The 12176-nt window shown below is 68.8% G+C and carries 12 protein-coding genes; 6 read left to right on the forward strand and 6 right to left on the reverse strand.

The genetic code is table 11. The features are described from left to right. Positions 1-146: 146 nt before the first annotated feature. A complete protein-coding gene (locus tag ACT009_RS10690) occupies positions 147-926 on the reverse strand; it encodes an enoyl-CoA hydratase/isomerase family protein (protein ID WP_445191073.1) in 780 nt (259 codons plus the stop codon). 121 nt (positions 927-1047) lie between these two features. Here ACT009_RS10690 and ACT009_RS10695 point away from each other — a divergent pair, with 121 nt between their 5' ends. Genes ACT009_RS10695 through ACT009_RS10705 form a run of 3 tightly spaced genes read left to right on the forward strand, consistent with a single transcriptional unit; the run spans position 1048 to position 3826 of the window. After that, positions 1048-2244 carry an acetyl-CoA C-acyltransferase gene (locus ACT009_RS10695; RefSeq protein ID WP_445191074.1) on the forward strand — a complete coding sequence of 399 codons (1197 nt, stop codon included), beginning with the start codon at positions 1048-1050 and terminating at the stop codon, positions 2242-2244. A 53-nt stretch (positions 2245-2297) separates the two neighbouring features. Then, positions 2298-2780 (forward strand): 5-(carboxyamino)imidazole ribonucleotide mutase, encoded by a 483-nt coding sequence (purE, locus tag ACT009_RS10700; protein WP_445191075.1) that lies wholly within the window; start codon positions 2298-2300, stop codon positions 2778-2780. Beyond that, on the forward strand, positions 2777-3826 hold the full coding sequence (locus ACT009_RS10705; RefSeq protein ID WP_445191076.1) for a 5-(carboxyamino)imidazole ribonucleotide synthase: 1050 nt from the start codon (positions 2777-2779) through the stop codon (positions 3824-3826). Before purE ends, ACT009_RS10705 begins: the two co-directional genes overlap by 4 nt. Positions 3827-3873: 47 nt before the next feature. On the opposite strand, the gene ACT009_RS10710 is transcribed toward ACT009_RS10705, so the two are convergent. Then, positions 3874-6168 carry a CDC48 family AAA ATPase gene (locus ACT009_RS10710; protein ID WP_445191077.1) on the reverse strand — a complete coding sequence of 765 codons (2295 nt, stop codon included), beginning with the start codon at positions 6166-6168 and terminating at the stop codon, positions 3874-3876. Between the two features lie 261 nt (positions 6169-6429). Here ACT009_RS10710 and ACT009_RS10715 point away from each other — a divergent pair, with 261 nt between their 5' ends. Continuing rightward, positions 6430-7317: a LysR substrate-binding domain-containing protein gene (locus ACT009_RS10715; RefSeq protein ID WP_445191078.1), complete on the forward strand. Its 888-nt coding sequence runs from the start codon at positions 6430-6432 to the stop codon at positions 7315-7317. Between the two features lie 193 nt (positions 7318-7510). Here the strand turns inward: ACT009_RS10715 and ACT009_RS10720 are convergent, their stop codons facing one another. Then, the gene (locus ACT009_RS10720; protein WP_445191079.1) at positions 7511-7966 is read right to left on the reverse strand and encodes a peptidylprolyl isomerase; all 456 of its coding nucleotides are present in this window, start codon (positions 7964-7966) and stop codon (positions 7511-7513) included. A gap of 111 nt (positions 7967-8077) precedes the next feature. Between ACT009_RS10720 and mgtE the strand changes: the two genes are divergently transcribed. Further along, positions 8078-9487 carry a magnesium transporter gene (gene mgtE, locus ACT009_RS10725; protein ID WP_445191080.1) on the forward strand — a complete coding sequence of 470 codons (1410 nt, stop codon included), beginning with the start codon at positions 8078-8080 and terminating at the stop codon, positions 9485-9487. 42 nt (positions 9488-9529) lie between these two features. Then, positions 9530-9934 carry a DUF1489 family protein gene (locus tag ACT009_RS10730; protein ID WP_445191081.1) on the forward strand — a complete coding sequence of 135 codons (405 nt, stop codon included), beginning with the start codon at positions 9530-9532 and terminating at the stop codon, positions 9932-9934. Here the strand turns inward: ACT009_RS10730 and ACT009_RS10735 are convergent, their stop codons facing one another. The 3 genes from ACT009_RS10735 to ACT009_RS10745 all read right to left on the reverse strand — a co-directional run bounded on the left by ACT009_RS10735 (position 9935) and on the right by ACT009_RS10745 (position 12052). Then, positions 9935-10630: a GIN domain-containing protein gene (locus tag ACT009_RS10735; RefSeq protein ID WP_445191082.1), complete on the reverse strand. Its 696-nt coding sequence runs from the start codon at positions 10628-10630 to the stop codon at positions 9935-9937. 47 nt (positions 10631-10677) lie between these two features. Then, positions 10678-11400, reverse strand: a complete 723-nt coding sequence (locus tag ACT009_RS10740) for a head GIN domain-containing protein (protein ID WP_445191083.1) — start codon at positions 11398-11400, stop codon at positions 10678-10680. A 118-nt stretch (positions 11401-11518) separates the two neighbouring features. After that, the gene (locus tag ACT009_RS10745) at positions 11519-12052 is read right to left on the reverse strand and encodes a CarD family transcriptional regulator (protein ID WP_375421648.1); all 534 of its coding nucleotides are present in this window, start codon (positions 12050-12052) and stop codon (positions 11519-11521) included. Positions 12053-12176 lie beyond the last annotated feature (124 nt).

Raw genomic sequence — 12176 nt, forward strand, 5'->3', positions numbered from 1 at the left:
CCGCGAAGGCGGGAGCCCAGTACTGGGTCCCCGCCTTCGCGGGGACACAAGCTGGGGGGGAGGTTCTGCCCCCACCGCTTCCACCATCCCGGCGGAGGTCGGGGTGGTAAGAGAGGTGCTGGGGGCCTGCCGTACCGCTGGTAACCCTACTCCCCCCTGAACACCCCCGGCCGGCGCTCGTTGACCGCGCGGACGCCTTCCGCGAAGTCGGCGGTCTTCTGCAGCCACGCCTGTTCTGCCAGCTCGTGGTCGGTTTGTGCCGCCACCAGCGCCGCCAGATCGCCGCGCATCGTCGCGCGGGTCGATTGCACCGCGAGCGGCGCGCCCGCGGCGATCTCCTGCGCCAGCGCCAGCGCCTCGGCGCGGAGCCGGTCGGCGGGCACCACCAGGTCCGCCAGGCCCCACTCGGCCGCCTGCTCCGCGCGCACCCGCCGCCCGGTCAGCGCCATCAGCAGCGCGCGCTGGCGCCCGACCACGCGGTCGAGCACCGCGGAGATGCCGAAGCCCGGGTGGAAGCCGAGCTGCACGAAGTTCGCCACGAACCGCGCCTCGGGCGCCGCCACCCGGAAGTCGGCGACCAGCGCGAGCCCCAGCCCGGCGCCGACCGCGGCGCCCTGGATCGTGGCGACCACCGGCTTACGCACCGCGAACAGCTTCGCGGCGGCGACGTAGAAGGGATTGCGCTCGCCTGCGGGCCGATCCTCCGCGACCGGATTGGCGTTGGCGAGATCGGCGCCGGCGCAGAAGATCCGGCCGTCGGACCGGAGCAGGATTGCCCGCACCTCGCGGTCCGCGTCGCTGGCATCGAAGGCGGTGCCGATCGCCTGGATCAGCGCGAGATCGGCGAAATTATGCGGCGGGCGCGCGAAGGTGACGATCGCGACATGCCCGTCCCGGCCGACCGTCACGCCATTGTCGTCGCTCATCGCCCGTCTCTCCCTCGTCCGGCGGCGCTTTGCCGCGGATCGTGCAGCTTGCCAAGGATCGCCGTAGCGAAGCCGTCCGGGATCGGCTAATCGACCACACCCGATCTTCGAAAGGTTTGTCATGCGCGAAGCAGCGATCGTCTCCACCGCCCGTACCGGTATCGGCAAAGCCTATCGCGGCTATTTTAACGCCACCGAGGCGCCGACGCTTGCCGGGCACGTCATGACCGCCGCGGTCGAGCGAGCCGGGGTCGATCCCGCGCGGATCGACGAGATCTTCTGGGGGGTCGGCAATCAATGGGGCACGCAGGGCGGCAATGCCGGGCGGATGGCGGTGTTCGCCGGCGGCCTGCCGCAGAGCGTGCCGGCGTTCACGCTCGACCGGAAGTGCGGATCGGGGCTGACCGCGGTGGCGATGGCGGCGCGGACGATCATCTGCGGCGAAGCCGAGGTTGCGCTGGCCGGCGGGATGGAATCGATCAGCTACACCGTCAACAAGGACGCGCCGCGCTTCGTCAACCAGAGCGTCGTCGACAAGGAACCCGCCGCCTATATCCCGATGATCGAGACCGCGGAGATCGTCGCCGAGCGCTACGGCATCACCCGCGCAGCGCAGGACGCCTATGCGGCGATGAGCCAGCAGCGCGCCGCCGAGGGGATCGCGACGGGCGCCTTCGCCGAGGAGATCGCGCCGATCACGGTCGAAAAGGCGCTGTTCGACAAGGAGGGCAATCGCACCGGCACCGAGACGGTGACGGTGACGCAGGACGAGGGCATCCGCGCCGGCACCACCGCCGAGGGGCTCGCGGGGCTCAAGACGGTATGGCCGGGTGGCGCGTTCTCGGGGCCGGGCGCCAACGTTACCGCGGGCAACGCCAGTCAATTGTCCGACGGCGCATCGGCGCAGATCCTGATGGACCGCGACACCGCGGTGGCGGAGGGCAAGGAGATCCTGGGCCTCTATCGCGGCTTCCAGGCGGCGGGCTGCGGCCCCGACGAGATGGGTATCGGGCCGATCTTCGCGGTCCCCAAGCTGCTCGAGCGCGCCGGGCTGTCGGTCGCGGACATCGGGCTATGGGAGCTGAACGAGGCGTTCGCGTCGCAATGCCTGTACTGCCGCGACTTCCTCGGCATCGATCCCGACAAGTACAACGTCAACGGCGGCGCGATCGCGGTCGGCCACCCGTTCGGGATGACCGGCAGCCGGCTGGTCGGCCACGCGCTGATCGAAGGACGCAAGCGCGGGGTCCGCTACGTCGTGGTGACGATGTGCACCGCGGGCGGGATGGGCGCGGCGGGGCTGTTCGAGATCGTGTGAGAAGGTCGCCGGCAGGGCTTGCCGCCACCCGGCCTGCCCGCTAACCGCGGCCGATGGCGCACCCGATCGTCGGCATCATCATGGGCTCGACCTCCGACTGGGAGACGATGACGCGCGCCGCGGACATCCTCTCCGAACTCGGCATCGCACACGAGACGCGGGTGGTGTCGGCGCACCGCACCCCCGACCGGCTCTACGATTATGCCAAGACCGCCGCGGATCGCGGGCTGAAGGTGATCATCGCGGGCGCGGGCGGCGCGGCGCACCTGCCGGGCATGGTCGCGGCGCTGACGCACCTGCCGGTGCTCGGCGTGCCGGTGGAATCCAAGGCGCTGAAGGGCCGCGACAGCCTGTTGTCGATCGTGCAGATGCCCGCGGGCATCCCGGTCGGCACGCTCGCGATCGGCAAGGCGGGCGCGACCAATGCGGGGCTGCTCGCCGCCGCCATCCTCGCCACCGCCGACGATGCGCTGGCGCAGCGGCTGGTGGCGTGGCGCACCGCGCAGACCGAGGCCGTGGCGACCGAGCCGGCATGATCCCGCCCGGCGCGACGATCGGCATCCTGGGGGGAGGCCAGCTTGGCCGGATGCTCGGGGTCGCCGCCGCGCAACTCGGCTACCGCACCCATGTGCTGGCGCCCGACCGCGAAAGCGTCGCCGCGCAGACCGCGTCGAGCCTGACCCGCGCGGATTACCACGACCGCATCGTCCTCGCCGATTTCGCGGCGTCGTGCGACGTCGTCACCTATGAATTCGAGAACATCGCGCTGGCGCCGGTCGAATGGCTCGCCCAGCGCGTGCCGGTCCACCCGCACCCGCGTGCGCTGGCGCAGGAACGCATCGCCGAGAAGCGCTTCGTAGAATCGGTCGGCGGGCATCCGGCGCGCTGGGCGGCGGTCGACAGTCGCGAGACGCTCGCCGCCGCGATCGACGCGGTCGGCACGCCGGCGGTGCTGAAGACCGCGCGGTTCGGTTATGACGGCAAGGGGCAGGTCAAGCTCGCCTCCGCCGCGGACGCCGACGACGCCTGGGCGACGATCGGCGGCCCCGCGATCCTCGAGGCGTTCGTGCCGTTCGATCATGAATTCTCGATCCTGATCGCGCGCGGGGCGGACGGGGCGTGCGTGCGCTACGATCCGCCGCACAACGTCCATAAGGAGGCGATCCTGCGCACCTCGACGCTGCCTGCGCCGGCGGCGGTGATCGCGCAGGCGGAGGAGGCGACCGCGCTGGCGCTGCGCATCGCCGAGCGGCTCGATTATGTCGGGGTGCTGGCGTGCGAGTTCTTCGTCGGTGCGGACGGCCCGGTGTTCAACGAGATGGCGCCGCGGGTGCATAATTCCGGGCATTGGACGATCGAGGGTGCCGAGACCTCGCAGTTCGAGAACCACATCCGCGCGATCTGCGGCCTGCCGCTCGGCAGCACCGCGCTGACCGGCAGCCGGGTGACGATGGAAAACCTGATCGGCGAGGACGCCTGGCAACCGGCGCTGGGCGAACCGGGCGCGCACCTGCACCTCTACGGCAAGGGTGCGGCACGGGCCGGGCGCAAGATGGGGCATGTGACGCGGGTAGTGCGGTAGACCGGCTCGATACTCTCAGCCCCCCCTTTCAGGGGAGGGTGTGGTTTCTAATCCGTCCCCTTCGGCCCGCGGGGCTGGAGCTGGCCGGGCGAGATGAAGCCGATCGGCTGGATCGCCGCCGCGTTCTGCTTCAGCTTCGCCGCGATCTGTTCATAGTCGCGTTCCATCTCCGCGGTGACGCTGGCGCGTGATTCGGTCAGCGCCTCCTCGAAATCGGCCATCGCGACATGGGTCGACTGCAGCGACCGGCGCAGTGCGACCAGGCCGGCGCGGCGGACCACGTCCTCCAGGTCGGCGCCGGTGAAGCGATCGGTGCGATCGGCGACGCGGTCGAGATCGACATCGTCGGCGAGCGGCATCTTCTGCGTCTGGATCGTCAGGATTCGCCGCCGCCCTGCCGCGCTCGGCACACCGACATAGATCAATTCGTCGAACCGGCCGGGGCGTAGCAGCGCGGGGTCTACCAGGTTGGGCCGGTTTGTGGCGCCGATCACCACCACCGATTGCAGCTCCTCGAGCCCGTCCATCTCAGCGAGTATCGTGTTGACGACGCGTTCGGTCACCTGCGGCTCGCCACCGCCGCTGCCGCGCGCGGGCACCAGCGAATCGAGCTCGTCGATGAAGATCACGCACGGCGCCACCTGCCGGGCGCGGGCGAACAGCTTGGCGATCTGCTGCTCGCTCTCGCCATACCATTTGCTCAGCAGGTCGGACGATTTGGTGGCGATGAAGTTCGCCTCCGCCTCGCGCGCCACCGCCTTCGCCAGCAGCGTCTTGCCGGTGCCGGGCGGGCCGTAGAGGAGGAAGCCCTTGGCCGGGCGGATGCCGAGACGGCGGAACGCGTCGGGATCCTTCAACGGCAGCTCGACGCCCTCCTTCAAGCGCCTCTGCGCATCGTCGAGACCGCCGACATCGTCCCAGCGCACGCTCGGCGCCTGAACCATCACCTCGCGCATCGCCGACGGCTGGACGCGCTTCAGCGCCTCGACGAAGTCCTCGCGGGTGACCGAGAGCTGGTCGAGCACCTCCGCGGGGATCGTCCGCTCCTCCAGGTTGAGCTTGGGCATGTTGCGGCGGACCGATTCGATCGCGGCCTCGCGGGTCAGCGCGGCGAGATCGGCACCGACGAAGCCATAGGTGGTCCGCGCCAGCTCTTCCAGATCGACCCGGTCGCCGAGCGGCATTCCACGGGTGTGGATGCCGAGGATCTCGCGGCGCCCGCGCTCGTCGGGAACGCCGACGACGATCTCGCGGTCGAACCGGCCGGGCCGACGCAGCGCCTCGTCGATCGCCTCGGGCCGGTTGGTCGCCGCGATCACCACCAGATTGGCGCGCGCCTCCAGCCCGTCCATCAGCGTCAGCAACTGCGCGACCAGGCGCTTTTCCGCCTCGCCCTGCACCTGCCCGCGCTTCGGCGCGATCGAATCGATCTCGTCGATGAAGACGATCGAGGGCGCTGCCTTGGCGGCTTCCTCGAACACCTCGCGCAGCCGGCCTTCGGACTCGCCATAGGCAGAGCCCATGATCTCTGGCCCGTTGATCAGGAAGAACTGCGCGTCGGATTCGTTGGCGACCGCGCGCGCCAGCCGGGTCTTGCCGGTGCCGGGCGGGCCGTGGAGCAGGACGCCCTTGGGCGGATCGACGCCAAGCCGCTGGAACAGCTCGGGATAGCGCAAGGGCAGCTCGACCATCTCGCGCAGCTGGTCGATCGTCGCGGCCATTCCGCCGATATCGTCATAGGTGACGTCGGCGCGGCGCGCGGCGGCGGGCTCCTCATATTCGGGGCGCAGCTCGATCTCGGTATTCTCGTCGATATGGACGATGCCCTTGGGGCTGGCGGCGATCACCGCGAGGCGGATCTCCTGCAGCGCATAGGCGGGCGCGTTCATGAACTGCTGCACCCCCGGCGGCATGTTTCCCACCCGTTGGTGGCCCGCGGTCGCGACGATGTCGCCCTGGCAGAACGGACGGCCGAGGAAGGTGCGCTTCAAGGCATTGGCCGAGCCCTGGAGCCGCAGGTTCTGCTGGGCCGGCGCGAACACCACGCGCGCGGCGGGCTTCGACTCGGCCTTGCGGACCTCGACGAAATCGCCCGAGCCGACCCCGGCATTGGCGCGCTGGAGCCCGTCGATGCGGAGCACATCCAGTCCCTCGTCCTCGGGATAGGGACCGACCACGCGCGCAGGGGTGGATTGCTTGCCGAGGATCTCGATCACGTCGCCCTCGCCGACGCCGAGCGCCGCCATCAGCGCGCGCGGCAGATGCGCCAGGCCGCGACCGCTGTCCTCGGGGCGGCTGTTCGCCACCTGGATCTTGCGTGTCGGTACGTCGCTATCGGCCATGTCGCTCTTCCTCGTCGCCCCTCGAAGCGCGCCAGATAGGAACGCGGTTCCTGCGATACGAGCATGCCACCGACGGACGACAAGAAAAAAGGGCCGACCCGTGAGGGCCAGCCCGTGAAAGTTTTAGGAGAGGATGCCTGAAAGGCACCGTCTTTTTGCGTCGCCGGATCCTATGTTGCAAGTGCGAAATGATTTGCTACGATTGCGTCGGGTGCAATCGCCATCATCGTCAAAGCAGTGCGTGTCACCCGGGAGAATGCGATGCGCAGACTGCCGCCGCTGGGAGCGATCGAGGCATTCGTCCAAGTCGCGCGACTTGGATCGGTTAAGGCTGCCGCGGACGAACTCGCGCTCTCCGCCCCCGCGCTGAGCCGCCGGGTGCAGGCGCTGGAACGGTTCATCGACAAGCCGCTGTTCGCCCGTCGGCACCAAGCGATGGTGCTGAACGGCGACGGTGAGCGCCTGCTTGCGCAGATCGCGCCGGTGCTCGATGCGCTGTCCGACGCGGTCGAGGCGATGACCAGCGGCACCGAGGTGCTGAGGCTGCGACTCGGCATCCTGCCGCTGTTCGCCTCGCAGCGGCTGTTCCCCCGGCTGGGCGAGTTGCGCGCGACGCATCCGGAGCTGCATCTCGACATCGATACCGCGGGCCACGGCGTCGCGCGGCTCGGCGACGGGCTCGACGCGGTGATCGCGCTCGCCCGCGACATCGATCCGACTCTCTACGCCAAGCGGCTCGACCGCAATTCGGTCTATGTGATCGGCGCCAAGTCGCTGCTCGAGGGGCCGAATGCGGTGACCCGGCCCGAACAACTCTCGGAGCTGACCGCGCTGGTCCACCGCGACATGCCCGATACCTTCACCGCGTGGCGGCAATCGGCGGGGCTGACCGCGCTCGAGCCGCTGGCGGTCGATCACTTTGATTCGGGGCCGCTGATGCTCGAAGCGGCGGCGCAGGGGCTCGGCATCGCGTTCATGCACGCCAGCCATTTCGAGGACGCGAACGACCCGCGGCTGGTGCGGCTGTTCGATATCCCGGTGGAGAGCCCGTACAGTTATTGGTTCGTCTGCCGCCCCCGCGCGCTCCAGCAGAAGCCGGTGAAGCTGTTCCACGACTGGCTGATCGCAACGCTGGGGGAGGATCGGTAGGGTAGCAGGGCCGCACGTTGGCGACCCGTCACCTCACATTCTCCGTCACCCCGGACTTGATCCGGGGTCCCGCTGTGCCGCCAAAGCAGTAGCTTCTGCTCGTGCGGACTAGCGGGATCCCGGATCAAGTCCGGGATGACGATTGAAGATGGGAGGCGAGGCGCCTACTTTATCTGGCTCCGCCCCCCTCACCTCAGCTCGCGCGCATCGACACGATCTTGCCCGGCGCGCGGGGCGGCTCGCCCTTCGGCAGGGCGTCGATCAGCTCCATGCCGTCGGTCACCTGGCCCCAGACGGTGTACTGGCCGTCGAGAAACTTGGCGTCGTCGAACACGATGAAGAACTGGCTGTTCGCCGAGTTCGGATCGTTGGTGCGCGCCATCGAGCACACGCCGCGGACGTGCGGCTCCTTCGAGAATTCCTGCTTCAGGTTCGGCTTGTCCGACCCCGAGGTGCCGGTGCCGGTGGGATCGCCGCCCTGCGCCATGAAACCCGGGATCACGCGATGGAACACGACACCGTCGTAGAAGCCGTCATTGGCGAGCTCGGCGATCCGCGCGACGTGATCGGGGGCGAGATCGGGGCGCAGCTTGATCGTGACGTCGCCGTCGTCGAGCGTCATCGTCAGCGTTTCGAAAGTATCGGCCATGCGGAAGCGTCCTTCTTGTTGTCGGCGGCGCAGATAGGGATGGCGGGGCCCGCTGGCAAATCGCGCGGCGCCGCGGTAGGGCACGCCGACGCATCGACGAGGGGTAGCGCGATGATCGAAACCGAGCTTCCCGAGGTGGACATCGAGGCGGAGGGCGACAGCCGGCTCGATCGCGACGATCGCCTGCGGCCGGAGTTCGTCCGCGCGGTGCTCGATGCGGTCGATGCGGGCGATGCGGAGGGCGCCCGGGCGCTGGTCGAGCCGCTCCACCCCGCCGACATCGCCGACCTGTTCGAGCTGACCCCGCACGAGGACCGCGCCGCGCTGGCGCATGCGGTCACCGACTTGCTCGACGGCGACGTCTTCGCCGAGATGAACGATTATGTCCGCGAGGACCTGATCGACGCGCTCGAGCCGCACGAGGTCGCGGATCTCGCCTCCGAACTCGATACCGACGATGCGGTCGCGATCATCGAGGACATGGAGCCCGACGAGCAGCGCGAGGTGCTGCGGGCGATGGACGCCGACGATCGCGCCGCGATCGAGGAAGCGCTGTCCTATCCGGAAGAATCCGCGGGCCGGCTAATGCAGCGCGAGCTGATCGCGGTGCCCGAACATTGGAGCGTCGGCGACGCGATCGACTATCTGCGCGGACACGAGGAGCTGACGACCGACTTTTGGGAGATCTTCGTCGTCGATCCCGCGCACAAGCCGGTCGGTACGTGCGCACTGTCGTGGATGCTGCGCACCCCGCGCGGGATCGCGATCGCCGACGTCATGCAGCGCGAACAGACGCTGATCCCGGTCGACATGGACCAGGAGGAGGTCGCGCTCCGCTTTCAGAAATATGCGCTTATCTCGGCCGCGGTGGTCGATAACGGTGGCCGGCTGGTCGGCATGATCACGGTCGACGACGTCGTCCATATCATCCAGCAGGAGGCAGGCGAGGACGTGCTGCGCCTGTCGGGCGCGGGCGAAGGCGACATCAACGAGCCGATCCGACTGACCGTGCGGACCCGGTTAATGTGGCTGCTGATCAACTTGCCGACCGCGATGCTGGCAGCCACCGTCGTCGGACTGTTCGACGATCGGATCGCGCGGTTCGCGGTGCTCGCCCAGCTGATGGGAATCGTCAGCGGCATGGGGGGTAACGCCGGGACGCAGGTACTGGCGGTCGTGGTGCGCGCGCTGGCGACCAACCAGCTGACCAGTTCCAATACGATGCGGATGATCGTGCGCGAGATGCGGATCGCGGGGAGCAACGGCATCGCGCTCGGCCTGGTCGTGGGTGCGGGCTGCTATCTCTGGTCGGGCAATGCCGCATTGGCGATGGTGTTCGGGTCGGCGCTGCTCATCAACAATCTGGTCGCGGGGCTGGCGGGGGTGGTCGTGCCGATCACGCTCGATCGGTTCGACGTCGATCCCGCGGTGGCGTCGTCGGTTTTCGTGACCACGTGCACCGATTGCATGGGCTTTCTGTCGTTCCTGGGCCTCGCCTCGCTATGGGGATTGGGCAGCTGATCGCCTTGCGGTGAGCGGGGCGCCCGCCCACATCGGTGCCCGATGCCGCTTCACCTGACCAAAGTCGCGTTCGGCGCCGCCAGCGTCGATCACCTCGCCGAACGGCTGCAGATCCGCAGCGAGGAGGGCGCGGTGTTCCTGACGACGCGCTATTTACCGAAGCGCCACGAGGAAGTGACGGGTCAAGGATCGCTTTACTGGATCCTCAAGCACCAGCTCGTCGCAAGGTCGCCGATCCTGGCATTCGGCGAGGCCGAAGGCGGCCGCGTCGCGATCCACATCGATCCGCTGCTGGTGCTGGTCCAGGCGCGCCCCAAGCGCGCGCATCAGGGCTGGCGTTATCTGGAGGGAAGCGACGCGCCGCTCGATCTCGGTGGCGATTCGACGGGAATCGCGGAGATGCCGAGTGCGCTGGTCGGCAAGCTCGCCGAACTGGCGCTGATCTGATCAGCGGCCGCCGCAGCTCACCGGACCGCCGGCATCGGCTTTCACGGTGCATTTGGCGTTACCGGCGATGACGACGCTGCCGAGCCCGGTGTTGGTCACCGCTGCGGTGTAGCGCGCGCTGGCGGTGGTGGAGCCGAGCCCGTCGAGCCGGACGACGACGTCGCCCGCATCGAGCTTGTCGGCGACGATCGTGCCCGGCCCGTTGGTCAGGAAGCGCGCAGACGCGGTGCGACCTGCGATCGCCATCGTGCCGGTGCCGATCAGCCGCACGTCGAGCCGGTCGCTCTGCGATCCGTCGACCGCGATGCTGCCGGTGCCTGTTAGCGCCAGCGCCAGCTGCGGGCCCGCCATCCGGGCCACCGCGACCTTGCCGCTGCCGATCAACGAAAGATTGACCAGCGACGGCGTCGTGATCGTCACCACCACCGGTGCCGCCCGGGCGGCAGGGCGCTCGCCCCACTCACCGTTGCCGGTCGGGCGCAGGATCAGGGTGTCGCCGTCGACATGCGCGTCGATCGCCTCGATCGCGTCACGATCGCCGCTGACCCGCACCCGGGGCGATCCCGGCGCGACCCGGACGTCGTAACTGCCCGAGACCCGCAACCGGGTGAAGCTCCCGACCCCGAGCACGCGCTCCGCCGCCGAGGCAGGGACCGACGAGAGCAGGGCGAGCGACAGGAGGGCGCGATAGGTCATCCCCGGCAGCGTCGCACCGAATGCGCTGCCGAGGCAAGTCCCGCGCGTCAGCGACAGCGGACGCTGCCCGATCCCATCTTGGTGACGCTGCAATCGGCGTTGCGGCCGAGATCGACGTCGCCGGAGCCCATCACGTTGACCTTGGCGGTGCCGTTGACGGTCGCGCGGACATTACCGGACCCGGCGACCGAGACCGACGCCTGCGACGCGGTCAGCGCGGCGCCGTCGAGGCTGCCCGATCCGGCCATGTCGACCTGCAGCTGCTTGGTGGTGCCCGCGACCTTGGCGTCGCCCGATCCCGCGATCGAGAACACCGCCGCGTCGACCGTCATCGTCGCGACCGCGAGCGTGCCCGACCCCGCGACGCTGGCGGCGAAGCGCGCGCCCTCGACCCGGTCGACCGACATCGTGCCCGAACCGGCGACGTCGGCGCCAGCGAGCCGCGGCAGGGTGACGTAGACCGTGACCTTGTTGCGCTTGCCCCAGCTCATCCCCTTGCCGTTGATCCGGCCGACCGTAAGCGTCGAGCCGTCCTTGGCGATGCGCAGCCGATCCAGCTCGGCCGCCGGCCCCTCGGCACGCACCGAGAAACCGGTGCCGACGCGGACGTCGACATCGTCCGACCCGCGCAGGTCGATCGCGGTGAAATCGGCGACCTGGAAGCTGCGCGCGGAACCGCTGCCGCTGCCCGCGACGCCGGGCCCGTCACGGTCGTCCCCGCTGTTGAACGAACAGGCCGACAGTCCAGCCAGCATGGCGATCGCGATCATGCGCATCTCTTTCTCTCCCGTGTACTGCTATACTAATACACTAGGATTGATCAGGCGCAACAAAAAAGGGCGGCCCGCAGGACCGCCCCCTTTTCAGCTCGCGTGCCGCCGACCTAGGTCAGGCGGGCAGCTTGTCCTTGTTGTAGATCGCCGCCGCGGCGCGAAGGATCTCGAGGATCTTCTCCTGCGCCTTGGGCTCGTCTACCTCTTCCATCGCCGCCAATTCGCGGGCGAGACGGCTGGTCGCCGCTTCGAAGATCTGGCGCTCGGAATAGCTCTGCTCGGGCTGGTCGTCGGCGCGGAACAGGTCGCGGACCACTTCGGCGATCGACACCAGGTCGCCCGAGTTGATCTTCGCCTCATATTCCTGCGCACGGCGCGACCACATGGTCCGCTTGACCTTGGGCTTGCCCTTCAGCGTGTCCATCGCCTCGCGCATCGTCTTGTCGGACGACAGCTTGCGCATGCCGACGCTTTCGGCCTTGTTGGTCGGGACGCGAAGCGTCATCCGCTCTTTTTCGAAACGCAGGACGTAGAGTTCCAGCGTCATGCCCGCGATTTCCGAGCGTTGCAGCTCGATTACGCGGCCGACGCCATGCTTTGGATAAACGACGTAATCACCGACATCGAAGGACAATGCCTTGGCAGCCATATAGGGCCTTTCTGGATCGCATCCGCCGCGATCCCGTCCTTGGCGGCGTTGGCCGACGGACAGGATGATCGGGGATGACGGTTCGAGTGTCTCCGGAAGCGGGCACGATGATCATCGCACCCGG

This window comes from Sphingomonas sp. Tas61C01, assembly GCF_052567495.1.